Origin of the sequence: Endozoicomonas euniceicola, from assembly GCF_025562755.1 — a bacterium.
Taxonomy (GTDB): Bacteria; Pseudomonadota; Gammaproteobacteria; order Pseudomonadales; family Endozoicomonadaceae; genus Endozoicomonas_A; species Endozoicomonas_A euniceicola.
This window is the reverse complement of sequence record NZ_CP103300.1, coordinates 244,687-270,301: the sequence shown is the minus strand read 5'-3', so window position 1 is coordinate 270,301 and position 25,615 is coordinate 244,687. Positions and strand designations below refer to the sequence as shown.

Below are 25,615 nucleotides of genomic sequence, written 5' to 3'. Positions count from 1 at the left end.
ATGGGTAATGATGATTGTAAAGCCCATAAATTCAGAAGATAAGTGTCGTTTGCTAGATTTTGAGCAGGGCTGCCAGCAGATGAGGATATTTGCATGGTAGAACCTCAGGAAGCGGATCAACAGCTGGTTGAACGGGTGCAGAAAGGCGATAAAGCCGCCTTTGATCTGCTGGTAATTAAATACCAGCATCGCGTTCTGGGACTGGTCAGTAGTTATGTTAATGACTATCAGGAAGTTCAGGATGTCGCTCAGGAAGCTTTCATCAAGGCTTACAGGGCCATTGACAAGTTTCGGGGAGATAGTTCGTTTTATACCTGGCTGTATCGTATTGCTGTCAATACAGCCAAAAACCACTTGGTTTCTAAGGGGCGAAAGCTGCCAGAATCGGATATCGATGTACACGATGCTGAGTTTCTGGATATCGCAGCCAGCCTTAGAGTGGTGGATACTCCCGAACGGAACCTGTATCGTGATGAAATTGAACGCGTGATCCATGATGCTATTCGTCGTTTGCCGGACGAGCTTCGCACCGCCGTGATGTTGCGAGAGTTTGACGGCTTAAGTTACGACGAGATTGCCCATGTGATGGATTGCCCTGTCGGTACTGTGCGCTCAAGGATTTTTCGGGCCAGGGAAGCGATTGACCGTGAAATTGAGCCGCTGCTTAAACGAGGCTGACTATTTTTTTAAGTAGTATGAAATTCGTCAGGACTTACAGTGACAACCCGTTTTTCCGGTATCATCAGGAGAACGGTAGAAGATAGCACCAGGGGTGTATCTATGAGTGAGAAGCCATCTCACAATCATGCCCGGGATCGTCTGAACGAGTCCCTTTCAGCCACACTGGATGGTCAGGCTTCTGAGCTGGAAATGCGCAGAGTTCTGGAAAAACTGGGCAGTGATGATGACTTGCGTGCCACGGCACGGCGTTACCAGTTGACCGGTGATGCAGTCAGGCATGAGACCAACCAGTTTATGAATATTGATCTTTCCGCCAGCATCCGTGACAGGGTCGAGCAGGAAGAAGTAACCCATCAGAGGCAGGAGCAACCTCAGATTCAGCCAGTAGGCAGGATGGCCAATGTCGTCAGCCTGCTGGATAACTGGTGGTCTTCCATGGGGCGTGTAGCCGTCGCAGCATCGGTTGCCTTTGCTGTGATTGTTGGTGTACGTAACTTCAACCAGGTTGAAGATGTGCATACAGTTGCAGATGTTTCCGACCAGACAACCCTTACCCAGCCATTGCAGATTGCCAGAAATGAATACGGAGCCTCCGGTATCCGTGCGGGTTACAACTCCCGTCAACATGACACGATTACACCAGAACAGTTGGCCCAGGCGCAAAATGTTGCCAGTCGGGCGACCCGCGAGCGTTTTCGTGCTTATGCCCTGCAACATGCAGAAATGAGCGCGGTTCAGGGTGGTCAGGGCATGTTGCCCTTTGCGAGGTTGACCAGTTTCGATACACAGTGAGCTTTATGAAAGGAATGCATTTAAACAGGGGGAGTTTGGCGGCATTGCTGGTGTCTGTGCTGATGTTAACGCCCGTACAGGCGCAGGAAGCTGTGACGGTGAACCAGACTGAACCAGCATCTGAAATTGCGGCAGAACAGCCCCGGGCTTCAGAGCCCAAAGACTGGCTGGAAAGCATGGTGGAAGCCACTCGCAAGCTGACTTATCGTGGACATTTTGTTTATCAGCAGGGTGCCAGTCTGGAAACATTGTCGGTGTTGCACAGTTATCAGAATGGTGATGAGAAAGAACTGATTCGCTATCTGGATGGTCTGCCCAGAGAAGTGTTGCGTCATGGGCGTGAAATTATTTATCTCAGTGCTGACCGTCCGCCTGTCCGTTTTGAGCATGAATCCCTGATGCCTATGGTGGGGCGCTTTACCGGCAATAATCTGGGTAAGTATTATCAATTGCGCCCTGCCGCGCTTGATCGGGTTGCCGGTCGTGAGACTGTACAGTTGCTGGTCGTGCCCACCGACCGTTTCCGTTACGGTTATCAAATCTGGCTTGACCGGCAGAGTAGCCTGATGCTCAAGTCGGTTATGGTTGACAGCGAAGGTCGTATTATCGAACGCATGCAGTTTACCAACCTTGAATTTACCGACCGCCTTTCAGAGCAGGAAATAAAGCTGCTCAGCCGTACGTCTAAAGGCTTGCCTGATGAAACGACTGTGACAATGAGTGCTCCGGAAAAGGGCAATAATGGTAACTGGGGCTGGGAAGCGGGGTGGATTCCTGATGGTTTTGAGGTGCGTAACCGTACACGCCGTAAGTCGCCAGTCAGTGAACGTATGGTGGATACCGTGATTTACTCCGATGGCATCGCGAGTTTCTCAATATTTGTCGAGCCGGATGAAACCAGGGTGTTAAGCCAGTCCTCTGAGCAGATAGGTTCGATGGCGGCAGTATCCAAAGTGTTCCGTAATAATGAAACTTATTTTCATGTCACCGTTGTCGGTGAAGTGCCGCTGGGTACTGCTGAGCGGGTAGCGGTGTCGGTTCGCCCCGGCAGTGATAAACAGGCTGAGAAACGATGATCGAAGAACAGGGGCGGGTGGTAACCGTAGAAGAGGATGCGGTCTGGGTTGAAACCATTCGCAAGACAACCTGCTCCAGCTGTAGTGCCAAAAACGGTTGTGGGCAGCATCTGGCAGAAAAATACAAAAGCAGTAAAACGCACTCCTATATCCGGGCTGTCAACGAAACTGGCTCAATCATCAAGGAACATGATGAAGTTGTCATTGGTATTCCTGAAGATTCTCTGATGAAGGCATCCATGGTCGTTTATATGCTGCCACTGTTAAGCATGATGGCCGGTTTATGGCTGGGCAGTTTTCTGGATCTGGGAGACCCGGTGACGGTACTGCTGGCACTGTCAGGACTGGCCGCAGGTTTTGTGCCTGTGCGAATGCTTGGGCAGAAAGCAGGCGAGTTGTGTCGGGTCCAGGTGTTGAAGGTGACCCCCAGGCTGCTGGACGAGCCGGAACTGGTGCCTATGCGGCCCTGGGTAGCATGAATCTCAGCCTCTGATATCCAGTGCATCAGAGGCTGTTCTTTGAAAGCTGTCTTCTGATTTTTTCTATTAAATCCAGCAATTTCGGATCATTATCGTCTGTTCTTAGCAGTGTTAATTGCCCCATTAGCCGACTCAGCAGCTTGCGCCCTCCGTCAAAAAATTCCAATGTCAGCCATTGCTCTATGCTCTGCAAAAATTGAGGGTTGTTAGCCCTCACTGCCAGCAAGCGGGAAAACTCCTCCAGGTCAATGTGGCTATCATCCGTATTCTGGCTTTGTAGTGATAGCTCTGCAGAGCTTAGAGTTTCGATGGCCTGGAATGTTCTGATACTCCGCTCTGTATCGTTTATCTTCCAGGTATCACGATAGCCACGTGCTTCATATGGGCATAGGTTTGAAGGGTCAGTTCCTCCCCGGCAGTGTCTGGAAATGATTGAACCAGACCTTTCTTCAGTGTCACAATCTTTGTGCATGAAAAAAACATGGTTATGCTGCTGATTCTCACAGAAATATTGATACGGCTCAGCATTGTAGTTATGGCAGAAAATGCAATAATGCCTTACAATGTCTGGTGCGCTTTGAAGGCACTGCAAAGATAAGAGGTTAAGCTCGCTTTGGGGCAGGCTGGAATAAAAGCCCAGTGCGCTTGCAAAGGTTCCCGCTGTATGGCCGTCAAGAGACGCTTGAATCAATTCAAGGCTGCCATTGCCGCCCCAAAGATTATTTTGTCTGAGATTCGGAAGGAGCCTTTCAGTCCATTCCATCGTTTCCCTGTAATAATTTTCCAGCCGCATTCGTTCATGTACCTGCCCCTGCCCCGCATTCTCATCATGCGTTGATTCCTGCCTTTGTACCTCCTGTGCGAGAAAAATCATATAAACCACCCTTTTGCGAATTCTCAACATGACTGAGGGCAGAAGAGAGTTATCCTGCAGAAAGTCTTGTGTTAGTTGCCTCAAATAACTGGGAAGATCCCTTCTTGATGATATAAGGTGAAGCCCTCTGTCCTGAAACCATTGCAAAAGGCCGGGAATGTAATTGCCATCAGCTGGGTTTTCAGGGCTGAACATTACAGTCTCTGGTTGACTGAAGAGTTTAAGCAGCTGGGTACTGAAATCCTCCCAGCCTGTTTCGTTATATTGTCGTTGGCTACCTGAGGTCGTGGTGGCAACCACCCATGGCAACGAGGCATTGTTGTTGCCAATGGTTTGCAGAAGCTCCTGTCTATTGGCAAAAAAGTACAGCAGAGTTCGCAGTAGTCTTAATGGCCGGTTTAGCTGACCAGTGTAATGCAGCTGGAATAATGCCTGCAGTGCTAACTGGTTTTCTCTGGCGACAATCCAGATGAGTGTTTCCAGTTGCCCAGGTAAATGGTTGTGGTTCTGAATATACTGATCAATAACCCCGGATATAGCATTCCAAATTTGATAGCTAGAACTATCGTTTTCCCTAAAGTACTGGTAAGCCTGTTCTAGTGATCTTTCCTGTACGGCTGGCTCTCCAGAAGTCGAGGGAAATGAGGAGTGAACCTCTGATGTTCTTTTATCCGGCTTGTTGGCTTTTTTCCTTTTTTTCTTTCTTTTCTCCTTCTCTTCGGGCTGAGCTTTTGTTGTATCGGCCTGATCAGTAACTGTTCTTGTTTCTGGTGTTTCAACAGGAGAAGGATTTTGAGTATCCTCTGTTAATGATGAAACCTGGGCTGACTCCTGTCTGTCAGAAGCGGCCATGTTCTTGCTTTTCTTATTCCCTTTCTTCTTAGTATTCTTCCCTGATTTTTTATCAGAAGGAGGCTGAGTTGACGATGTAGACGGCTGGGAGTCAGAAGACGTTGCAAGCGAAGCAGAGGGCTGCTGTTGATGCTGATTTTGGGCCATCTGTCTGGCATTTTGATCTTTCTGTTTTTTTTCTAACTTTTCTTTTATTTTTTTTTGTTTTTTTTCAAAAGCTATTTTCTGTTTCTGTTCTTCCTCTTTGTTTTTTTTGGATATAGCTGCCTCATCTTCTTTTGATAGTACTTTCAATTTAGGCAGAGAGTACCTATTTTTGTCTCTTTTTTTTCTGCGAACTTCAGTGTCTGATGTTGAAGGTGTCGATGCTGCCGGTAATGCATTTCCGTTTGAAACTGTCGGTTCTTCTGGAGCATTATGCGTTTCTGGTTGTTGGTTATGACCTTGCTTGTGGGATGGAGTTTTTGCTTTTCCTCTGTTTGTATTTGTATCTGTTGATTGTTGTCCCGCTGCCCCAGAGGCCTGAGCCATACTGTCAGCGGCAGGCTGTTGTTGTGTGGGTCTGGGAATTTTTAGTATTTTTGGAACTTTAACTCTTTCCGTGGGTTGAGGAGCAGGAAGGTTCGGAAACTGCTCTTCATAGTTGCCAGAAAAAGCTTCCTCTTCAGCAGGGTTGGCTGGCTGGTTTTGTTGTGCCACGGGGGTGTTGCCGCCTTGTGCAGTTATAGTGGAAAACCGCTGATCTCTTGGTAGTATTTTTTTGTCGGGTTGCCTGCCGGGAGGTTCCATTGGTAAAGGCTTGAACTGTGTTCTTTTTGTGCTGGATTTGCCCTGAGATGAAGGTGGATGTTTATCAGTACTGGATGTAGTTTGGGATGGAGTCTGGCGCTCCTCTTTCTTCGCAGCCCTTTTAGGAGGTTGTTGCCTGATTTTGCGACTGTTCTTAGCTTGATATGCCTCACGTAGTACTTTAGGTAGAATTGATAGATTGCTTTCGGGAATTTGGATGCCTTGCAAACGATCCAGAATATAGTGTGCATCCTGAACTGAAAAAGATTGTTGAAAGCCGGGATGTGATGCAAAGTATCGGATCAGTTCATCATTATCAATCTCCAAAGACCTTCTGAGAATTACAATTAAGTTGTCTAGCAAATCCTGTTTTTGTTTCGGTTCTGGTAGATAATCTGCTGGTTTGCGCTGTTGGTCTTCGGGGGGCTTTCCGCCGTCGCCATCACCGTCGCCTCCGCCACCACTTCCTGAGGGCCCGGAGAAGGAAGACTGAGAGTTTGGTTGAACTGGTTGACTATGGCCTGATGAAGTTATTTTATTATGTGATCTTTTTTTGTGCTGGGGGTTAGTGCGGGTATCCGGTGTCTGCAAATACCGACTATGACGAGGCAGGGAATGAATATCTGTTTTGTCGTTAGATGTTATCAGGTTATTAAAGTTGTAAACTCCAGTCATCATGCCGATCAGGGCAGGCAGTGCAGACACCTCAACAGTAGTACCAGCCTGCTGGCAATACAGGCCTTCTGAAAAAACGAAAGTAACCCATAGCAGCGTTGCGGATCCGATACGCCAGAGCATGACATTAAACCTTCATCGTTTTTTATAGTTAGGAACCTGTCGCTGGTTTCAGTAAGATCAAACAGCAAACGAGTAGGTAAATGTAGATGTCTTTTAGACTTTTGTGGAAAAAGTTTCGAGATGGCACACCAAAAATTTTGGTAGCATTACTCAGGGGCGCTTAATGTCCGAAATAGCTCTTTAGGAAATGTTTACAGAAGCTTGGCGGGCACGATACAGATTAACCGGACTTTAAGCGCTATTTTATAACCTTGTGGAGAGCTGAAGGCGATAAGTCGAAGCAGAGAAAAATCGCCCGATAGTCAGGCTCAAAATCTACAGGAATCTCACCTGAACCAGGAGGAGTCAGCTTCATGAAAGTTGGGGAAACTATTTTGAAGAGAGGTGACAGGCAGGGGACTTCTCATCTCTTTAAAAAATCACTGCAACTCATCGGTGCCTTTTTGCTCACTACACTACTGGTGGGTGCTGTACCTATTGTCAAACCGCCTGCCAATATGCAGGTCTTGCCAGACTTTGCCACGCTGTTTGAGCAGGCATCGCCAGCCGTTGTTAATATCAGTACGTTATCTACCCCGAAGAATAATCGCAGTCAGTTCTATGGTCCGGGTGGTGAAGATTTGCCTGAGATTTTCCGGCGTTATTTTGGTGTGCCGATACCGGATGAACCATCCGGCGGACGCCCGCAACCCATGTCCTTAGGTTCGGGTTTTATTATCTCAGATGATGGTTACATTCTTACCAATAATCATGTGGTCGATGGAGCTGACACCATTATCGTTCGACTCAGTGATCGCAGTGAAAAAACAGCAGAGCTGATTGGTGCCGACAAGCGTTCAGACCTGGCACTCCTTAAAATCAAGTCAGACCGGAAGCTGCCGGTGGTAAAAATGGGTCGTTCTGATGAAGTTCGCCCGGGTGAATGGGTGGCTGCTATTGGCTCCCCCTTTAACTTTGAGTACTCCATTACCAAAGGTATTGTCAGTGCCAAGAATCGCAGTCTGCCCAGCGATTCCTATGTGCCTTTTATTCAGACCGATGTTCCGATCAATCCGGGTAACTCCGGCGGTCCGTTGTTGAACATGAGCGGAGAGGTGATTGGTATCAACTCACAGATCTTTACTCGTTCCGGTGGCTTTATGGGGCTGTCGTTCGCTATTCCGGCCGATCATGTGAGCTGGGCTGTGGAGCAACTGAAAGACAAAGGTTATGTCACTCGTGGCTGGCTGGGTGTTGCGATTCAGGAAGTGGATCGTGATCTCGCCGAATCCTTTGGCTTGAAAAAACCGATGGGTGCTCTGATCAGTCAGGTGGTACCCGGAGGTCCTGCCGACAAGGCGAAACTGCACCCGGGCGATATAATCGTCAAACTGAATGGCAAAGACATCATGCGCTCCAGCAACCTGCCGATGGCGGTGGGCGTTATCACGCCGGGTAAGAAGGCTGAAGTCGAGCTGATTCGTAACGGCAAGCGTAAAACGTTGAACGTTGAAGTGGGTGAGCTGCCTGACGAACATGGCAGTCCTGCTGAGAGGAAAGCCAAGCCTGACACCAGAAACCGCCTGGGCATTCAGGTGGAAACCCTGAATGATGACTATCGCAATAAGCTACGTCTGGATGATGATGCCAGAGGTGTTGTGGTGATCAGCCTGGCTTCCGGAATCGGCCGCAGTATTGGCCTGCGTCAGGGGGATGTGATTACCCATCTGAATAATGAGCCGGTAGAGACGTTGAAAGAATTTGATGAAACTGTACGCAAGTTGCCAAAAGATCGCTCAATTTCCATGCGGGTTGTGCGTCAGGGGCGGCCTGCCTATATTTCTTTCCGTCTGACGGATTAAAGGTTTATCAGACTGTTCAGGCCGCAGTTGTGGAGTGGCGGCCCGACATGCTGTAGAATCTACTTTAATTACAGCAGCTTCAACTATCCCACCCTGTCGGTTTTTTAACCGGTGATGGTAGTGCGGTGACGGTGAAGACCCTGCAAGCTGAACAACTGTCCCCGTTGGAGTGGTAACACGCCTGGCGGGGACATCTTTTTTGTAGTGATGCAATCGTGAGCGATCTTAGCCGTATTCGGAATTTCAGTATTATTGCCCATATCGACCATGGCAAGTCGACATTGGCAGACCGTTTTATCCAAACCTGTGGCGGCCTTTCCGACCGTGAAATGCAGGAACAGGTACTGGACTCCATGGAGCTTGAGCGTGAGCGCGGGATCACCATCAAGGCGCAAAGCGTAACCCTGGATTACACCGCCAGAGACGGTGAAACCTATCAGCTCAATTTTATCGACACCCCCGGACACGTAGACTTCTCTTATGAAGTTTCCCGCTCCCTGTCTGCCTGTGAAGGGGCGCTGCTGGTGGTCGATGCTGCCCAGGGCGTAGAGGCCCAGTCGGTAGCCAACTGTTACACCGCCATTGAGCAAGGGCTGGAAGTGATGCCCGTCCTGAACAAGATGGACCTGCCTCAGGCTGAACCTGAACGGGTTGCCCAGGAAATCGAAGAGATTATCGGTATTGATGCCCTTGAAGCGGTTCGCTGCTCAGCCAAGAGTGGTCTCGGCATTGAAGACGTTCTGGAAGAACTGGTGAAAACCATTCCAGCTCCGGAAGGCAACCTCGACGACGAACTGCAGGCGCTGATTATCGACTCCTGGTTCGACAACTACCTTGGCATTGTTTCCCTGGTGCGTGTAAAGCACGGTGTGTTGCGCAAGGGTGACAAGATTCTGGTGAAATCCACCGGCCAGGCTTATGGTGTCGACAGCGTTGGTATCTTTACGCCGAAAATGAACGCTACCGGTGAGCTAAAAGCGGGTGAAGTAGGTTACGTTATTGCGGGAATCAAGGACATTCAGGGCGCGCCAGTGGGTGATACCCTGACCCATGCCAAAACCCCGGACGTGGCGGCACTGCCTGGTTTCCAGAAAGTGAAGCCGCAGGTCTACGCCGGTTTGTTCCCGGTCAGCTCGGATGATTTCGAGAACTTCCGCGAAGCACTGGAAAAGTTGAGCCTGAACGACGCTTCCCTGTTCTACGAACCGGAAAGCTCTGATGCGCTGGGTTTTGGCTTCCGCTGTGGTTTCCTGGGCATGCTCCACATGGAGATCATCCAGGAGCGTCTGGAGCGTGAATACAACCTGGATTTGATCACCACGGCACCCACCGTAATCTACGAAGTGGAATTGAAAAATGGTGATGTGGTAGAGGTCGATAATCCGTCTCGCCTGCCTGACCCGGCTGCTATTGAAGAAATCCGTGAACCTATTGTTCAGGCCAGTATTCTCGTGCCTCAGGACTACCTGGGCAACGTGATCAGCCTGTGTGTCGAGCGTCGTGGTGTGCAAAAAGATATGCAGTTTACTGGCGGTCAGGTGTCAATCACCTATGATTTGCCGATGAACGAAGTAGTGCTGGACTTCTTTGACCGCATCAAGTCGGTCAGCAGAGGCTTTGCGTCGCTGGATTACAGCTTCGACCGCTTTGAGGCGGCCAGAATGGTGAAACTGGATATCCTGATTAACGGCGAGAAAGTTGACGCTCTGGCACTGATCGCTCACAAGGATCACGCCATTCCCCGTGGTCGTTCACTGACTGAGAAAATGAAAGAGATTATTCCCCGTCAGATGTTCGACGTAGCGATTCAGGCAGCTGTAGGTGGACAGATTATTGCCCGAACCACCGTTAAGGCATTGCGCAAGAACGTGACGGCAAAGTGTTACGGTGGCGATGCCAGTCGTAAACGTAAGCTGCTCGAAAAGCAGAAAGCGGGTAAGAAGCGTATGAAGCAGGTAGGCCGCGTAGAGATTCCACAGGAAGCTTTCCTGGCGGTTCTGAAAGTGGACAAGTAACAGGAGGCTTTTGCCTCCTTTACGTGAACGGTACAACAATCAGATCAGGTGACTGAGAACAAATAACCATGGATATTAATTTTCCGTTATTGCTGGTCATTGCAGTGGCTGTTACCGGGGTCATTGCACTGGCTGACAAGCTGGTGTTTCTGCCTCGTCGTCGCGCGGCTGTTGCCAGCTATAAGGCAGGTTTGACCGGTGAGGTTGACCAGAAGGTCATTGACGCTTTGGAAGAACCGCCTTCTATTATAGAGACTTCAGTTTCTATTTTTCCGGTACTGGCACTGGTACTGGTTTTGCGCTCGTTTCTGTTTGAGCCTTTCCAGATTCCATCGGGTTCGATGATTCCGACACTGGAGGTGGGGGACTTTATCCTGGTCAACAAGTTTGATTATGGCCTGCGCCTGCCGGTGACCGGAACCAAAATCTGGTCCAACAACGAGCCGCGGCGTGGTGAAGTGATGGTGTTCAAGGAACCGCAGAATCCAGACATCAACTTTATCAAACGTGTGATTGGCGTACCGGGCGATGAAGTCCGCTATGTGGATAAAGCATTGTTTATTAATGGTCAGAAGGTTAAAGAGCAGCTGGTGGCGAATCTTAACGATGGTCATCCGCACAGTCTTTACAACGAAACCATTGGTGACAGCCATCACCAGATCCGCAAGGATAAAAATCTGCGCAGCCTGATGGCTGAAGGTATCTGGCAGGTTCCGGAAGGCATGTACTTTGTTATGGGTGATAACCGTGACCGCAGTAACGACAGTCGCTACTGGGGATTTGTGCCGGAACAGAACATTGTAGGCAAGGCCGTTTACATCTGGATGCACTGGCCGAGCTGGACAAAGCTGCCTAACTTCAAGAACAATGGAAGTATTGATTAATTATTGAGTAGCAGTCCTTATTCGACTTGTTGTTACTGATGTGAGTGGGAAAGATCCGGAAGTCTGGACAATTGCGAAGCCGCCGGGGGTCAACTCTACAGCGGCTTTTTATCAAGGAGAGAGCAATGACTGGAATGAGAAACAGGCAAAAAGGTTTGAGCATACTCAGTATGCTGATGACTATAATGGTCGGTGGTCTGGCCGTTATGACCGCTATAAAGCTGGGACCTTTATACATGGATGACTTCGCTGTTTCCCAGGTCCTGAAGTCTCTGGATAAAAAACCAGATATCGCCTCAGCCAACAGTACGGAAGTGAAGGACTGGTTTAACAAAGGTCTGCAGACCAACCTGATTGAACTGCACCCGGAAGAATTTCGGGTAATGCAGGACAGATACGACGGAGTCAGTATAAAAATTGACTATGAACGTCGTATCCGCTTTATCAGCAACGTAGACCTGATCGTATCTTTTGAACATGACTGGAAAGTAAAATCTCAGTGAAGTCTGATGAACTTGCCCGGCTGGAACGCAGGCTGGGCTATACATTTTCTGACCGCAGTCGTCTGGAGCTGGCTCTCACGCACCGCAGCAGCGGTAGTCGCAATAATGAGAGACTGGAGTTCCTGGGTGACTCCATCGTTAACTTTGTTATTGCTGAAGCGTTGTACGAGCTGTTTCCCGATGCCCGTGAAGGCCAGTTGAGTCGGCTTCGCGCCCGCATGGTGCGCGGTGTGACACTGGCAGAAATAGGGCGGGAATTTGAGCTTGGAGACTGTCTGCGACTGGGCTCCGGCGAGTTAAAAAGCGGCGGCTACCGTCGTGAATCCATACTGGCAGATGCGGTAGAGGCCATTATTGGCGCAATCTACCTCGATGCTGGCATGGAGACCTGCCATGAGCGCATTCGCAGCTGGTTTAAAGACCGTCTTGCCGGACTCTCTGTCACAGATCAGCAGAACAAAGACCCGAAAACCCGTTTGCAGGAATTTCTGCAGGCACGACAGAAAACTCTGCCCAAGTACCGTGTGACCGGTATCGAAGGCGATGCCCATAATCAGGAGTTTACCGTTCTCTGCGAACTGGAAGCCATGAGCATCAGCAGTCAGGGGAAAGGATCAAGCCGACGCGGTGCAGAGCAACAGGCCGCCCGCAAGGCACTGGAATTATTGGGAGCGAAAAGCTCATGAGTACTGAAGTAAACGAGCTGAACCTGTCTGTGCAGAGTGATGAGAGTACCCGTTGTGGCTATGCGGCCATTGTCGGTCGTCCCAATGTGGGCAAATCGACACTGCTGAACCATATTCTTGGTCAGAAATTGTCTATCACATCCCGACGCCCACAGACTACCCGCCATCAGGTGCTGGGTATCAAGACCGAAGAGGGTGTGCAGACGATTTATGTTGATACGCCCGGAATGCATAAAGAGCAGAAAAAGGCGATCAACCGCTACATGAACCGGGCAGCAACCAGTGCTTTGACGGGTGTTGATGTCATTGTGTTTGTTGTGGATCGTTTGAAGTGGACCCATGAAGATCAACTGGTTCTGGATAAACTTAAGCATGCGCCCTGTCCGGTGATTCTGGCGATTAACAAGGTGGATCAGATTCAGGACAAGGCTGAACTGATGCCTCACCTTCAGGAGCTGGGTAAGAAATACGACTTCAAGGCGATCATGCCAATCTCAGCGCAGCAAGGTCATAATCTGAAAGACCTGGAAAGCCTGATTGAAGGCATGATGCCGGAAAGCATTCACTTTTATCCGGAAGATCAGATTACTGACCGCAGCTCCCGCTTTCTGGCAGCAGAGCTGGTGCGGGAAAAGATCATGCGTCAGCTGGGCGATGAGTTGCCCTATGAAATGACGGTAGAAATTGAAGAGTTCAAGCACGAAATGCGACCTAAAGGTCCGTTGCTGACGATTAGCGGCCTGATTCTGGTAGAGCGTCCGGGACAGAAAGCCATCGTGATTGGTGATAAAGGCGCTCGCCTGAAAACCATTGGTCAGGAGGCTCGAAAGGATATGGAACGTATGTTCGATTCCAAGGTGATGCTGAACCTGTGGGTGAAGGTGAAAGGTGGCTGGTCTGATGATGACCGCGCCCTGAAGAGTCTTGGTTACGACTATTCTAAATGACTCTTTTAACAGCCCTTTTAAATAGCTATCCCAAATAAAAGTCTATGAATGATCTGAGCGCAGCCTGGCTGTTGCATAGCAGACCCTATAAAGAGCGCTCAGTCATTGCTGAATTCCTTGTGGAAGACTATGGTCGTCTGGCTATGGTGGTGCGAGGGGTTCGGCAGGCGAAATCAAGAACAGCCCCCTTGCTACAACCTTTTACCCGGGTCTGGTTAAACTGGCGCGGACGCAGTGAACTGAAAACCCTGACTAACATCGAACTCTCCCGATCCATTCGCCTTTCCGGGCAATCCCTCTATTGCGGCTTCTATGTAAACGAATTGATCATGCGCGCGGTTCTTCCCGGACAGCGGATGGACGGTTTGCCTGAGCTGTATGAAAAGGTTATCGAAATGCTACAGGGTAACGAGATGCTTGAACCGGTTTTGCGCTGGTTTGAGCTGGAACTGCTGGAGCTGACCGGTTATTTACCTGACCTTGAGCACGATGTGGCAACGGGGCAGGCGATTCAGCCCGATGCCAGTTATCGTCTATTGCCGGAGCAGGGACTGACAGGGCTGAAGGCTGATATGCCGGTCAAGGCTGACTGTTTTACCGGTGCTGCTTTGCAGGCTATGGCGGCGAGGGACTTTACCCAAGGCCAATGGTTGCCTTCTTGCAAGCGTTTTACCCGACTGGCCCTGTTGCCTCTGATTGGTGAAAAACCTTTGCAAAGCAGGGAGCTTTTCACCAGAACAGACAGACGTGATACAGTTTTGTCCTCAGTTGAGTGACATGACCAGGTTTAGCCCTTTAAGTTTAACAAGGAGTATCTGCATGATTCCCCATCAGCGTATTTTGCTGGGTGTAAATATTGACCATATTGCCACCATTCGCCAGGCTCGTGGTATCAGTTACCCCGATCCGGTTCAGGCCGCTATTGAAGCAGAACAGGCGGGAGCTGACGGTATTACCCTGCACCTGCGGGAAGACCGCCGACATATTCAGGATCGCGATGTTCGATTGATTCACCAGGTATTGCAGACCCGTATGAACCTGGAAATGGCGGTGACAGAGGAAATGTTGTCGATTGCTGAAGAAGTTCAGCCTCAGTGTGTCTGCCTGGTGCCGGAAAAAAGACAGGAGCTGACCACTGAGGGCGGGCTGGATGTTATAGGGAATCAGGCTGCTATTGCTGCTGCCTGTCAGCGTATGGCAGCACAGGATTCTGAAGTGTCATTGTTTGTTGATCCGGATGTTGATCAGATTCAGGCTTCTGTTGATGCGGGTGCTCCGGTGATCGAACTGCATACCGGTGCGTATGCCGAAGCGAGCAGTCATGAGTGTATTCGTGCTGAGCTGAAACGTCTGGAGCATGCGACGGAATACGCACTGAGCAAAGGCCTGGTTGTTAATGCGGGTCATGGCCTGAATTACCAGAATGTTGAGCCTGTGGCTGCAATTGCGGGAATCAATGAGCTGAATATTGGTCATGCCATTATTGGGCGCGCGTTGTTTGTTGGCCTGAAAGAGGCGGTTCGGGAAATGAAAACATTGATGCTAAGGGCATCCCTGCATCGATGATTGCCGGAATTGGAACGGATATCGTACGCATAGAGCGCATTCAGAAAGTGTTGAAAAAAAACACTGGTGAAGCTTTTGCCCGTCGTATATTGACCGCTGCTGAAATGGTTGTTTTTTCACGGCAGGCGAATCCTGCGGCTTATCTGGCAAAGCGTTTTGCCGCCAAGGAAGCAGCATCAAAAGCATTGGGTACTGGTATTGGCAAAGTGTCGTTTCAGCACATGGAAGTCAGCAATGATGAACTGGGCGCTCCACTACTCACGTTCAATGGCTATGCCATGGAATTACAACAACAGCGTGGCATTCACTCAATCCATCTGAGTCTGTCCGATGAGGTGGATGCTGCTGTGGCATTTGTTGTCCTGGAGTCTTGAGCGTTTTATGAAGGCGGGGCAGAGTCTTCTGCCCTGCGAATAAACAGCAGAGTGGAAATAAAAGCTTCTCAATTTATGCCAGGCTAAGGTTATTCAGTTATAAGTAGGGCGTGAGAATAGGTATCTGTCGTATTTATTCTCTGACCTGATCCGAAACTTTGCATTTGCCGTATATATTCTCTGACCTGATCCGAGATTTTGCATCCGCCACTATTATTCATTACTGCCTCTTCGATGAAGCAAGAGATGACACCAAACGACAGATATTATCTATAATATGTGCAATCAACATTTTATTTTGCACAATTCACGAAATGACTCCATATTTGACCCTGCATTTCATCTAATCAATTTTTTATCGTCGTTTACCTTCTTGGGAAACCCCTTTTTTTCCTAGGTGGAGCCTCAAGAGTGCCATTGGTTCGGAGATCAAAAGGTTAATCGTTGTGATACAACAAGTTTTTAAGATCAGCAACACGCAATCTGCAAATTGTACCTGGTATGAGGGAAGGCTAAGAGGACGAACCCGTATGTTCGCCCGTACCCTGGGTATTGACGAAGGGTTAAGTTCAGGTATGACCATAACATGGTTGAAAAAAAGCATTGCCTCGAATGGTAGGGGAATTTTGCATTCAAATGAGCTTGGTTCCCAGCATTTAATGGCAATCATACAGGGGGGCTGTGCGTGGTGGTCTACGTTTGCAGGTAGAAAGACCGATGTGATTGATATGTTAATCTTCTTGATCCAAAGTCAAAATCTGGTAGCCCGTTGTGGCGTTTGTGGAAAAAGTTTTGCCTTATTCCCCCTTGAACAAGTTGTTAATTGGGCATTAAGCAAGCCCGGTTATTTGCTGTTTTATTTTGGAAAAAAACAAGAATTTACGGGAATAACAGGAGCGAATACACGGTCAGACGCTGGTGATGCACCGAATAGGATGGAGGGTTCCCGTACTTTCTTTGGTGCCACTTCACTTGGTGCTTTCAGCCATATGTTAGGTATACGATGTGAAGGCAGAATCTTGCAAATGTTTGACGCGGACCAGGGTTTATTCCAATACTCAACTGTATCCGACTTTAAGCAGCATATGAGAAGCTACTTTTCTACAACCCCCCCTGATCCTATAGGTATGGAGTGGGATTGGGTAATTATGTCCGTGAAAGAAGATAGGCTTTCTATCGGGGCACGGGTGTAAGCCCGTCATTCAATGCAAAACTAATGCTTGTTAGAGTAAAAAAACACAAAGTCTTGTTGATGCTCTCCCTTAGGGAGTACTCAAAAGCTTCTGAGTTGGTCACATGCAACCTGAACTACAGCCATAGATAAATAAGAACAAAAGTACAGAAATATACCCGATCAACCTATTTGATTCATGACTAAAAAGAACCGTAGAAGGAGTGCTTTTGATTATTGATTGTAATTTACAATATGAAATTATACAGGGCGACAGTCGACTTTTTGTAAGTGTGAGTAGGATTCCATATTTTTATTTTCTGAATTTTCTTGATACCAGTGCTGTAAGCGCTGAATGGCAGAAAACAGGTGTTTGAGCTGTGTTTGAATCTCAGACATATCGATTGACTCATCCTGCTTTAACAGGCTCTCCAATTGATAGCAACCCTCCTCCAGTTCTGGTACACCACAGTAACGACATGAACCATGCAGGCGATGAACCCGATCCAGTAAACCTTTGTGGTAGTGGTGCCGGGCATGTCGCTGCAATGTTTCGAGATCGTTATCCAGCCCTTTAACCAGCATATCAAGCATTTCATCGGCTAGTGCCGTGTTTCCACCTGCCAGCTGAATGCTTCGTTCCCGGTCTACCGGACCATTTCTGCTTGTGACTTGATTGTCAGTGAAGTGGTTTTCCCGAAGTATGGGATTATTCTGAACTGGTTGGCTGGTCCAGCGACTGACCATACTCGTCAATTGTCGTGCATTAACCGGCTTGGTCATATAGTCATTCAGACCGTTTTGTAGAATCAGTTTCTTTTCATCGGGCAGGGCATGAGCCGTGACCGCAATAATCGGTAGAGAGCTGCCTGTATGTTCCATTGACCGTATCTGTCGTGTTGTTTCAATGCCATCCATGCCAGGCATCTGCACATCCATCAAAATCAGGTCAAACAGGGTAGACTGACACAGTTTAATCGCTTCAAAGCCACTGCTGGCGGTTTTGACGGACTGGCCCATATTGCTCAGCATGGTTTTAAGCAGCTTTACATTGACCGGATTGTCGTCAACCACGAGAATTGACTGCTTTGTTTGTGGCGGGTTTTGACTGTTGAAACTACGTCTAAATCGCCTGCCAGCATCTATATCTGTCAAGGCAACCAACAGTCGTTGCTGACCAACGGGTTTGGACAATGTACTAACCTTGTCAGGTAGTACATCCGGGTGTTCATAGGTTGTGCTGGTGGTGGTCAGTACGACGACCGGTGTATTTTCAGACAGTTCGGCAGCTTCTGTCAGGACCGTTGTCAGTGAGCGGTCTTCCTGACTGATGATAATCAGGTCAAACTGGTTAGACTTCAGCTGTCTGGTAACATCCTGTCTCTGTCTCAGAGGGGCTACAACGCAGTTCAGCCGTTCAAGCTGGTGGGTGATAGCCAGTCTGGACAATTCCTGAGGCTCATACAGCAAAACGGAGCGTTTTTTTGTAGTAGGTGCTTTTTTCACCGCTCTATTATCGGTAGCATAGCTGCGAATGGTAAACCAGAAACTTGACCCCCTGCCCAGGTCTGAATCCAGCCCGATTTCACCCTGCATCTGTTCTACCAGACTTTTACTAATGGCGAGACCTAGCCCAGCCCCCCCGGCTTTTCTGCTGCGACTGGAATCTGCCTGGGAAAACGCCTGGAACAGTCTTGAATGTTGTTCCGGTGTCATACCGGTGCCGGTGTCTGTCACCGTGAATTTCAGTGTTATTAAACCATTATCGTCTTTATGCTCAAGCATGACTCGAACGGCAACGCTGCCATTATTGGTAAATTTAATAGCATTGCTGACCAGGTTAATCAGGATTTGCGACAGTCGTTGCCGGTCGCCCATGATGTCATCAGGGGTATCGTTATAAATGAAACTGACCAGCTCCAGTGACTTGTGACAGGCGGCGGGAGCCATAATAGATAGTACGTCGTCTATCACAGAGTGCAGATTTAAACGGCTGTTGTCGAGTTCCAGCTTGCCTGCTTCCAGCCGCGAGAAATCCAGAATATCGTTTAGCAGCGACATCAGTCCCTGTGCTGATTTCTCAATGGTGGTCAGGTATTCCCGCTGCTGGGGTTTCAGTTCACCTTCCAGCATCAGGCTGGTGTAACCAATAATACCATTCAGTGGCGTTCTGATTTCGTGGCTCATATTCGCAAGGAATTCGCTTTTGCTGCGACTGGCCTTCAGGGCTTCTTTCCTGGCAAGATCCAGCTCAACGTTCTGGATTTCAATGGTCTCCAGTGTTTCCTGCAGCTCCTCTGTCGTCTGGTCAACGCTTTTACGCATGGCGTCGCTGGCCTCTTCAATGCTGTCGAGCAGAGTGTTGATGCTGGATTCCAAATCATGCAAGAGGCTGGTGGGAGTAGTGTTAAGTCGTTGATGAATTTTGCCGCTGCTGATAATGGCCAGGTGGTTCATCATCTGTTCCAGCGGATACAGTATGGAGCGTCCGAGTTTGAGACAGAAAATGGCTCCTGCCCCTAAACCAAGCAATACCAGCAGAGCACTGAATGCCAGCGATCGGTATTTTTCCAGGTTAGTTGTTGCGTAGGAGTATTCAACCCGCAGCCAGCCAATAATGTTTAAGTTACTGTACAACGGTGACGTTACCAGCAACGATTCATCGCCAGATACCAGTGTTTGCAATGTAGGGAATTTCTTCAGGTCTTCAGTAGCGCTGAGCCTTGGACCTGCATGAACTATTTTGTTTCCATACTCGTCTTGGAGACTAACCGCTCTGACATCGCTGTCTTCCAGTGCCAGGGAGGACAACTCCTGCACCTGATCCATGTCTCCGTCAGTCAGGGCAATATCGATAAACGTCGCTAAACGCGCACTGTTGCTCTGGGCTTTTTCTAACAACAGGTGCTCCAGTTCAGAGAAGCGAGTCCAGAGATAGAGGCTGCCCATGACCAGTGAGATGATTATGCCCGGAAGCAGTGCCATCAGGAGAATTCTCTGCTTGACTGCCTGTGTCGTATTATTTTTTGAATAGGGGGTCATGCCGTGGCGACAGCCTGTTTATTAGTATTATTATTTTGGCGAATAATAATGTTATTGCTGAGAATAGGGAAGAGGTAGAGGGTCATTAACGGCTAAGTTCGTGTATTTTTTTCAGCACGCTGTTCTTTTGATTAACTTCCAAGGTTAGTTCAGCAACTCTTTTGTTGAGGTCCGCGATTTCTTTTCTTTGCTGTTCCGCTCTGGCACTCATGTCTTTAAACTTCTGTTCTACTCTGCTGGCTTCCAGTACCCGGACATCAAATTTTCTTTGCCATTCTTCTTCTTTGGTCTTTGATAGTGTTTGAAGTTGGCTTATCTGTTTTTCCTTTTCATCCAGTGCCTCTGATTTTTCTGTGATTGTCTGTGCAGCCATTGTCAGGAGTTTATCCTTGGGGAGTTCCGGCTTTGCAGCTAAAACCTCACGAAGATGATTTAAAGATTCGTTATATGTGGAGGGCTTGTGTTTTTTTGTTTTCTCTCTTGTGCTTACAGATTCTGTCTTCCTTTTTATGCGTGCCTGGTGTATTTTCTCTTTGTGCAGTTTTTCCCACTTTAAAATATTTTTATATCGTAATCCCGTTGCAAACAGGTTTATATCCGATAGTCGACCGGCGTTATTTTCGTCTGGTACTGACACGGTGTGCTTCTGGTAATGCTCCCGAAGGGTTTGACCCGTCTCGTTGTCAACCACGGTATCCAGCTGTGCATCAGTGATTTCTTCAGCTATATACGGTTTACCTTCTGCCTTGTCAGTACCTGTGGGCAATTTATGTGTTTTTTTATTGCCACGCAATAAGTCTCTGTTTTGATTGCTTTTCAGTAACTGAACATGCATTTTATCAGCAGAAATATAAAATTTGTCGTCTTTAATCTGTGGTTCGGATGCTTCTTTGTCTTTACGCCTTCCTGTTGGTAAGTGAATAAGCGCATCAGCATCCTTTGCTGTTTTAATTATCCACTCGTCCAAGTCTGACGTTTCATGAAAGGTTAACATTGACTCAAGGGCAAACTGGGAGCAGCAGCTGGCGTCTTTTTGCAATTGGAAACCGGGCTTCAACAAGTAGATATTGTAATTGCCATACAATCCGGCTATAGCACTCATAACACCATCATTAATGTTGAGAGCGATTTCGTTGTCAGGTCCCAGGGTTTCATGCATATAGATGAAAATGTTATTGCCGTCATCACGAATTAACCTGAGATGGATCATGTGTTCGCAACTGCTTGACTGCACAATAAGGTTGGTTGTAACCACCCTTTTGCCGTTATCCAGAATTTTTTTTTCAGTTTTGCCAGTGAGTAACTTCTGAAACGGATCGGGACTCGTTGTTTTATGTTTATAGAAATCGGGTTTCGGCAGAGCTGTTGCTTCTGCTGCCAGATCCTGAACCATGGTTGGTGTAAGAAACGGCTCGCCTTTGTACGGGTGCTCCTTACTTTTCCCTGAGTCCTTAAGTTTTTTTCTCTCAATTTTTTCTTCTTTGGTTGGAATCTCAACAAGGATGGGATTGGCAGGAGAGTTTCTGGTCTTCGACTGGTAATTCGATACCGTCTCCCACTGGATAGGTGAATTTTTCTTTTTTATGGCTTGTATAATAGTGCCATCATCAGGCTTAAGGGTCATAGACAGTGAGTTGGAACTCTGCTTTCCAAGCACTGTAATGGGCTTTTCATTGCTTTTGTTGTAAATCGCAAAAGGCGTATTCACAGGTATTTTGTCAATGTCAGGCAGAATAAGGGAGCCCTCTTTACAGCTCATAGACTCTGTCACCGCTTTTTTTTGGCAACTAATGCCAATATCACTGTGAGACTGATCGTATACAGCGCCTTTCATCAGCCACCTTTGCTCCAGGGTGGGTTCGTCAGGCTCATTAGGATCAGACCCGTCGGGGTCAAATTCACTCCAGACGGCTTTCCGATTGACTTCCAGGTGACGCCAGACTGGCTCCAGAAGCCGGTCTCTGAGGCTGGTTTCCAGAACATAGCCATATTCTGGCAGCTTGGTCAGCTGGGATATGACCGTTTTTTTCGAAATCTTTCCATACAGGCAGGAGGGACTTTCTATCACTTTATCGCTGGTGATTTCATTGTGACGGATCCCATGAGCTGCGGTGGCAGAAGAGCCTGATCTAACATCCATTTTGGTTTTAACTTCCCTGTTGCAACATTATTGAAAATAGGCTTATCAGCTCTTAGAGTCATTGAGAAGGTATCAGTTCCCCGGAATCTTGTTTTTGTTTACTAAAGGTAAGCGATTAAGCCGTATTGGCACTGGCTTCAAAGCAGTGACAGATACCGGTCGCCCCGGTCACAGATGATGCAGACAATAGTGGCTCCTTCTACCTCATTGGCTATATGCAGAGCACCGGCTACTGCGCCTCCCGATGAGATGCCACAAAAGATGCCTTCTTTTGTGGCAAGGTCACGCATGGTCTGTTCTGCTTCCTGCTGGGTAATATCCATCACTCTGTCAACACGGCTAACGTCGTAAATATCCGGCAAATACTCTGGCGGCCAGCGACGAATTCCGGGAATGCTGGCTTCCTCGGCAGGTTGCAGCCCGACAATTTCAATTCGGGAGTTTTGTTCTTTGAGATACCGGGAGGTTCCCATAATAGTGCCGGTGGTTCCCATGGCACTGACAAAATGTGTGATAGTGCCCCGGGTCTGCTGCCAGATTTCAGGACCTGTACCATGATAATGGGCAAGAGGATTATCCTGATTGGCAAACTGGTTCAGCACTTTGCCTTGCCCTTTCAGTTCCATTTCCAGGGCCAGATCCCGGGCGCCTTCCATACCTTTTGACTGAGGCACCAGTATCAGCTCGGCGCCATAGGCTGACATGGACTTACGACGTTCTTCGGTCATATTGTCTGGCATGATCAGCACCATGCGATAGCCACGAATGGCAGCAGCCATCGCCAGGGCTATCCCCGTGTTGCCACTGGTGGCTTCAATCAAAGTATCACCCGGCTGAATGTCACCTCTGGACTCGGCGGCTGTGATCATGGACAGGGCTGGGCGATCCTTAACCGATCCGGCAGGGTTCTGACCTTCCATTTTCAGAAGAATAGTATTGGATGGTCGTCCAGCGATTCGCTGTAGTCGAATGAGCGGAGTGTTGCCTACCAGAGTTTCAATCGTCGGGTATGCCATAAAGGTCTGTTCCATAGATGGTCGTATTTATTTTTTATGGAGGATAACCCATAAGTCGTTGACTGTCGTATAGTCCGGTGGCTTTTAAAGTAGTGGAAAATGTCATACGGCAAGACAAACGGGTATCTACAATACCTCACAGGGTTCACTTAACTCTGTGAGGTATTACATGAAAATTCTGGCTGTTTTGTACGATGATCCTTCTGGCGGAATGCCCCAACATTATCCACTTGAGCAACTGCCGCTTCTTCATTTGTATCCGGACGGATCGCGTTTACCGACACCGCAATCAATAGATTTTACTCCCGGAGAGTTGCTTGGATCCGTTTCAGGAGAGCTGGGGTTGAGACGGTTTCTTGAAGAGAGTGGCCATACGCTGGTAGTTACATCAAATAAGGACGGCGTGGACTCTGTTGCGGAAAAAGAGCTGGTGGATGCAGATGTTGTGATTTCACAGCCTTTCTGGCCGTTCTACTTAACAAAGGAACGGATTGAAGGGGCGAAACAATTAAAACTGGCCATTACCGCTGGCGTCGGTTCTGATCATGTTGACTTGCAGGCTGCCATAAAGAACAAGGTTGATGTGGTTGAAGTCACTTACTGTAACTCAGTGTCAGTTTCAGAGCATGTTGTCATGATGATCCTGTCCCTGGTTCGTGACTACCATACTCAGCATGCGATCGCTAAAGAAGGTGGGTGGAACATCGCTGACGCAGTACGACGATCGTATGATGTTGAAGGGATGCATATTGGCTCAGTCGCTGCTGGCAGAATTGGGCTGTCGGTCCTGAGAAAGATGAAACCGTTTGATACTCATCTCCATTACTGTGACAAGCATCGCCTGCCTGAGTCCATAGAGCAGGAGCTGGGATTGACTTACCACGCTTCTGTTGAGTCTATGCTGCCAGAATGCGATGTGGTGACAATAAACTGTCCGTTACATGCGGAAACGGAAAATCTTTTTGACAGTGACATGATCAGCAAAATGAAAAAAGGCGCTTACCTGGTCAATACGGCGCGTGGGAAAATCTGCAACAGAAGTGCCGTTGCGGATGCCCTGAGCTCAGGCCAGCTCAGTGGTTATGCCGGGGATGTCTGGTTTCCACAGCCAGCACCTGATGATCATATCTGGAGACGTATGCCTCATCATGGAATGACACCGCACACATCGGGTACAACCTTGTCAGCGCAGGCTCGTTATGCTGCGGGAACCCGGGAGATTCTGGAATGCTTTTTTGCCGGAAACCCGATCAGGGAAGAGTATTACATTGTAAAGGATGGTGTACTGGCCGGTGCCGGGAAGCACGCTTATACAGAAGGCAATACGACAGCAGGTTCAGAAGAAGCGAGTGGTTACAGCCGTTAGGGGCGCAGCATTCAATAACTTACCGGGCTTTTGGCTGTTGGCTTTTGGCTGTTGGCTATTAGCTGCTCATACAGCCAACCGCCAAAAGCCAACAGCGGTATATTATGTTCTGCTGCTTCCCTTAGCGGTGTTTGACTAAAAAGAGATCAGTGACAATTCCTTGAATATTTTTACCACGTATACACTGATCTTGGCGGTAATTATCGATACAATAGGGGTTTGTACTTTCAGGGCAGTCTGGGCAGTTTAACGCTGGCCAGGCGTGTCCATTTTTGATTTTTATTTAAGGTTATCTCCATGCGTAATCAACAGGCTTCCTCTGGCAAGCGTCAGGATGTAGGGGAAGTGCTGGTGACAGGTCTTTCCCATGATGGCCGTGGTCTGGCTCGTACTCAGTCTGCTTCTGTCAACAGGGCTTTTGGTCACAGAGCTGGAAAAACAGCTCGAAATAAAGAACAGGGCAAAACCCTGTTTATAGAGGGTGCGCTTCCGGGAGAAACGGTCACTGTCAGGATTTTGGAAGATCGTCGTCGTTTTCTTAATGGCCGCGTCCAGACGATCATTCAAACCTCGGATGAGCGGGTAGAGCCACCCTGCAAACACTTTAAACAGTGCGGTGGTTGCAGCCTGCAATACTGGTCTCATAAAGGGCAGCTGGCAGGTAAACAGGAGATTGTGCTGGATCAGCTGCGTCGCTTTTCCTCGCTTGTCCCGGTAGAGGTCGCTCCCCCCCTGGTATCAGAACCTTATGGTTATCGCCATCGAGCCCGTTTATCCATCCGCTGGCAAAAAGACGGTCTGGCTCTGGGCTTCCGGGAAAAACAGAGCAAAGCCATCTGTTCCATCAGTGAATGTCCGGTCCTGTCAGAACCCTTGCGGCCTTTACCCGAACTTCTGCGGGAACTGCTACCACAGTTGCAGAAACATCAGGCGATTAGTCATGCCGAACTGTTTGATGCTGACAGTGGGCGAGCTGTTTTGCTGCGTCGTATTCGTCCCCTGACGGAACAGGATGCCGAAGCCCTCCGTGATTTTGCCCGTAAGGAACAGTTGCATCTTTATCTGCAAGGCGATCCCGACAGGGTTCACTGCCTTTACAAACCCCGGGATGATTCGTGGTTGTATAATCAGATTCCGGAATTTGATCTGACACTGCAATTCCGTCCAAACGATTTTACCCAGGTGAACTGGGCTATCAATCGTAAAATGGTGGCGCAGGCGGTTGAATGGCTTCAGCCGAAACCCTCTGACCGGGTACTCGATCTGTTTTGCGGGTTAGGTAATTTTTCCCTGGCGCTGGCCCGGCAGGTTCAAACCGTTACGGGTGTTGAGGGTAGCGAGGGAGCGGTTGAGCGGGCTCGTCATAATGCGGGTCTGAATCGCATTAAAAACTGTGATTTTCATCAGGCTGACCTGTCTGCTCTGGCAAAAGGTAACGAGTGGTTTAACCGGGATTACGACATACTGTTGCTTGATCCGCCAAGGACAGGGGCTATCGAGATTATTGAACAAATGGCACAGACTTTGCCTGACAGGGTACTCTATATTTCATGCAACCCCGCCACTCTGGCGCGTGATGCTGGCGCTCTGTCTGAACAGGGCTTTCAACTGGCAAAACTGGGTGTCATGGATATGTTCCCGCAAACGGCTCATGTTGAATCCATGGGTCTGTTCATAAGAAGCTGAAGGCAGTTCTGCCCGCCGGGAAGCATTCCGGCGAACC

General features: G+C 48.6%; 20 protein-coding genes. 16 read left to right on the top strand and 4 right to left on the bottom strand.

Annotated features, from left to right (window positions below):
* Nucleotides 1–93: 93 nt before the first annotated feature.
* The 4 genes from rpoE to NX720_RS00985 all read left to right on the top strand — a co-directional run bounded on the left by rpoE (nucleotide 94) and on the right by NX720_RS00985 (nucleotide 3,028).
* The gene (rpoE, locus tag NX720_RS01000; RefSeq protein ID WP_262598839.1) at nucleotides 94–678 is read left to right on the top strand and encodes an RNA polymerase sigma factor RpoE; all 585 of its coding nucleotides are present in this window, start codon (nucleotides 94–96) and stop codon (nucleotides 676–678) included.
* 102 nt (nucleotides 679–780) lie between these two features.
* Nucleotides 781–1,473, top strand: coding sequence for a sigma-E factor negative regulatory protein (locus tag NX720_RS00995; protein ID WP_262598838.1), 693 nt, complete (start codon nucleotides 781–783; stop codon nucleotides 1,471–1,473).
* A gap of 5 nt (nucleotides 1,474–1,478) precedes the next feature.
* Nucleotides 1,479–2,549 (top strand): MucB/RseB C-terminal domain-containing protein, encoded by a 1,071-nt coding sequence (locus NX720_RS00990; protein ID WP_262598837.1) that lies wholly within the window; start codon nucleotides 1,479–1,481, stop codon nucleotides 2,547–2,549.
* On the top strand, nucleotides 2,546–3,028 hold the full coding sequence (locus NX720_RS00985; RefSeq protein ID WP_262598836.1) for a SoxR reducing system RseC family protein: 483 nt from the start codon (nucleotides 2,546–2,548) through the stop codon (nucleotides 3,026–3,028). Before NX720_RS00990 ends, NX720_RS00985 begins: the two co-directional genes overlap by 4 nt.
* A 25-nt stretch (nucleotides 3,029–3,053) precedes the next feature.
* Here the strand turns inward: NX720_RS00985 and NX720_RS00980 are convergent, their stop codons facing one another.
* Nucleotides 3,054–6,341, bottom strand: a complete 3,288-nt coding sequence (locus NX720_RS00980) for a hypothetical protein (RefSeq protein ID WP_262598835.1) — start codon at nucleotides 6,339–6,341, stop codon at nucleotides 3,054–3,056.
* A 353-nt stretch (nucleotides 6,342–6,694) separates the two neighbouring features.
* Here NX720_RS00980 and NX720_RS00975 point away from each other — a divergent pair, with 353 nt between their 5' ends.
* From NX720_RS00975 to NX720_RS00930, 10 genes are all read left to right on the top strand, one after another.
* On the top strand, nucleotides 6,695–8,182 hold the full coding sequence (locus NX720_RS00975; RefSeq protein WP_262598834.1) for a DegQ family serine endoprotease: 1,488 nt from the start codon (nucleotides 6,695–6,697) through the stop codon (nucleotides 8,180–8,182).
* A gap of 215 nt (nucleotides 8,183–8,397) precedes the next feature.
* On the top strand, nucleotides 8,398–10,197 hold the full coding sequence (lepA, locus tag NX720_RS00970) for a translation elongation factor 4 (RefSeq protein ID WP_262598833.1): 1,800 nt from the start codon (nucleotides 8,398–8,400) through the stop codon (nucleotides 10,195–10,197).
* Nucleotides 10,198–10,265: 68 nt separating this feature from the next.
* Nucleotides 10,266–11,081 (top strand): signal peptidase I, encoded by an 816-nt coding sequence (gene lepB, locus NX720_RS00965; RefSeq protein WP_262598832.1) that lies wholly within the window; start codon nucleotides 10,266–10,268, stop codon nucleotides 11,079–11,081.
* 170 nt (nucleotides 11,082–11,251) lie between these two features.
* A complete protein-coding gene (locus NX720_RS00960; RefSeq protein ID WP_262598831.1) occupies nucleotides 11,252–11,584 on the top strand; it encodes a DUF4845 domain-containing protein in 333 nt (110 codons plus the stop codon).
* Nucleotides 11,581–12,270 carry a ribonuclease III gene (gene rnc / locus NX720_RS00955; protein WP_262598830.1) on the top strand — a complete coding sequence of 230 codons (690 nt, stop codon included), beginning with the start codon at nucleotides 11,581–11,583 and terminating at the stop codon, nucleotides 12,268–12,270. Before NX720_RS00960 ends, rnc begins: the two co-directional genes overlap by 4 nt.
* Nucleotides 12,267–13,217 (top strand): GTPase Era, encoded by a 951-nt coding sequence (gene era, locus NX720_RS00950; RefSeq protein ID WP_262598829.1) that lies wholly within the window; start codon nucleotides 12,267–12,269, stop codon nucleotides 13,215–13,217. Before rnc ends, era begins: the two co-directional genes overlap by 4 nt.
* Before the next feature lie 44 nt (nucleotides 13,218–13,261).
* Nucleotides 13,262–13,993 (top strand): DNA repair protein RecO, encoded by a 732-nt coding sequence (gene recO, locus NX720_RS00945; RefSeq protein ID WP_262598828.1) that lies wholly within the window; start codon nucleotides 13,262–13,264, stop codon nucleotides 13,991–13,993.
* Between the two features lie 43 nt (nucleotides 13,994–14,036).
* Nucleotides 14,037–14,783: a pyridoxine 5'-phosphate synthase gene (pdxJ, locus tag NX720_RS00940; protein WP_262598827.1), complete on the top strand. Its 747-nt coding sequence runs from the start codon at nucleotides 14,037–14,039 to the stop codon at nucleotides 14,781–14,783.
* Nucleotides 14,780–15,157 carry a holo-ACP synthase gene (gene acpS / locus NX720_RS00935; protein ID WP_262598826.1) on the top strand — a complete coding sequence of 126 codons (378 nt, stop codon included), beginning with the start codon at nucleotides 14,780–14,782 and terminating at the stop codon, nucleotides 15,155–15,157. The genes pdxJ and acpS overlap by 4 nt, the downstream gene beginning before the upstream one ends.
* Before the next feature lie 530 nt (nucleotides 15,158–15,687).
* On the top strand, nucleotides 15,688–16,350 hold the full coding sequence (locus NX720_RS00930) for a hypothetical protein (RefSeq protein ID WP_262598825.1): 663 nt from the start codon (nucleotides 15,688–15,690) through the stop codon (nucleotides 16,348–16,350).
* Between the two features lie 239 nt (nucleotides 16,351–16,589).
* Here the strand turns inward: NX720_RS00930 and NX720_RS00925 are convergent, their stop codons facing one another.
* The 3 genes from NX720_RS00925 to cysM all read right to left on the bottom strand — a co-directional run bounded on the left by NX720_RS00925 (nucleotide 16,590) and on the right by cysM (nucleotide 22,526).
* Nucleotides 16,590–19,370: a response regulator gene (locus NX720_RS00925; protein ID WP_262598824.1), complete on the bottom strand. Its 2,781-nt coding sequence runs from the start codon at nucleotides 19,368–19,370 to the stop codon at nucleotides 16,590–16,592.
* An 85-nt stretch (nucleotides 19,371–19,455) separates the two neighbouring features.
* Nucleotides 19,456–21,510 (bottom strand): coiled-coil domain-containing protein, encoded by a 2,055-nt coding sequence (locus tag NX720_RS00920; RefSeq protein ID WP_262598823.1) that lies wholly within the window; start codon nucleotides 21,508–21,510, stop codon nucleotides 19,456–19,458.
* Between the two features lie 137 nt (nucleotides 21,511–21,647).
* Entirely contained in the window at nucleotides 21,648–22,526 is an 879-nt protein-coding gene (gene cysM, locus NX720_RS00915) for a cysteine synthase CysM (RefSeq protein ID WP_262598822.1), read from the bottom strand.
* Nucleotides 22,527–22,695: 169 nt separating this feature from the next.
* Between cysM and NX720_RS00910 the strand changes: the two genes are divergently transcribed.
* Entirely contained in the window at nucleotides 22,696–23,892 is a 1,197-nt protein-coding gene (locus NX720_RS00910; RefSeq protein WP_262598821.1) for an NAD-dependent formate dehydrogenase, read from the top strand.
* A gap of 297 nt (nucleotides 23,893–24,189) precedes the next feature.
* Entirely contained in the window at nucleotides 24,190–25,578 is a 1,389-nt protein-coding gene (rlmD, locus tag NX720_RS00905) for a 23S rRNA (uracil(1939)-C(5))-methyltransferase RlmD (RefSeq protein ID WP_262598820.1), read from the top strand.
* Nucleotides 25,579–25,615 lie beyond the last annotated feature (37 nt).

Coding starts and splice junctions, on each gene's coding strand:
- rpoE (WP_262598839.1), top strand. CDS start 94: ATGGTAGAACCTCAGGAAGCGGATCAACAGCTGGTTGAACGGGTGCAG.
- NX720_RS00995 (WP_262598838.1), top strand. CDS start 781: ATGAGTGAGAAGCCATCTCACAATCATGCCCGGGATCGTCTGAACGAG.
- NX720_RS00990 (WP_262598837.1), top strand. CDS start 1,479: ATGAAAGGAATGCATTTAAACAGGGGGAGTTTGGCGGCATTGCTGGTG.
- NX720_RS00985 (WP_262598836.1), top strand. CDS start 2,546: ATGATCGAAGAACAGGGGCGGGTGGTAACCGTAGAAGAGGATGCGGTC.
- NX720_RS00980 (WP_262598835.1), bottom strand. CDS start 6,341: ATGCTCTGGCGTATCGGATCCGCAACGCTGCTATGGGTTACTTTCGTT.
- NX720_RS00975 (WP_262598834.1), top strand. CDS start 6,695: ATGAAAGTTGGGGAAACTATTTTGAAGAGAGGTGACAGGCAGGGGACT.
- lepB (WP_262598832.1), top strand. CDS start 10,266: ATGGATATTAATTTTCCGTTATTGCTGGTCATTGCAGTGGCTGTTACC.
- NX720_RS00960 (WP_262598831.1), top strand. CDS start 11,252: ATGCTGATGACTATAATGGTCGGTGGTCTGGCCGTTATGACCGCTATA.
- era (WP_262598829.1), top strand. CDS start 12,267: ATGAGTACTGAAGTAAACGAGCTGAACCTGTCTGTGCAGAGTGATGAG.
- recO (WP_262598828.1), top strand. CDS start 13,262: ATGAATGATCTGAGCGCAGCCTGGCTGTTGCATAGCAGACCCTATAAA.
- pdxJ (WP_262598827.1), top strand. CDS start 14,037: ATGATTCCCCATCAGCGTATTTTGCTGGGTGTAAATATTGACCATATT.
- acpS (WP_262598826.1), top strand. CDS start 14,780: ATGATTGCCGGAATTGGAACGGATATCGTACGCATAGAGCGCATTCAG.
- NX720_RS00930 (WP_262598825.1), top strand. CDS start 15,688: ATGTTCGCCCGTACCCTGGGTATTGACGAAGGGTTAAGTTCAGGTATG.
- NX720_RS00925 (WP_262598824.1), bottom strand. CDS start 19,370: ATGACCCCCTATTCAAAAAATAATACGACACAGGCAGTCAAGCAGAGA.
- NX720_RS00920 (WP_262598823.1), bottom strand. CDS start 21,510: ATGGATGTTAGATCAGGCTCTTCTGCCACCGCAGCTCATGGGATCCGT.
- cysM (WP_262598822.1), bottom strand. CDS start 22,526: ATGGCATACCCGACGATTGAAACTCTGGTAGGCAACACTCCGCTCATT.
- NX720_RS00910 (WP_262598821.1), top strand. CDS start 22,696: ATGAAAATTCTGGCTGTTTTGTACGATGATCCTTCTGGCGGAATGCCC.
- rlmD (WP_262598820.1), top strand. CDS start 24,190: ATGCGTAATCAACAGGCTTCCTCTGGCAAGCGTCAGGATGTAGGGGAA.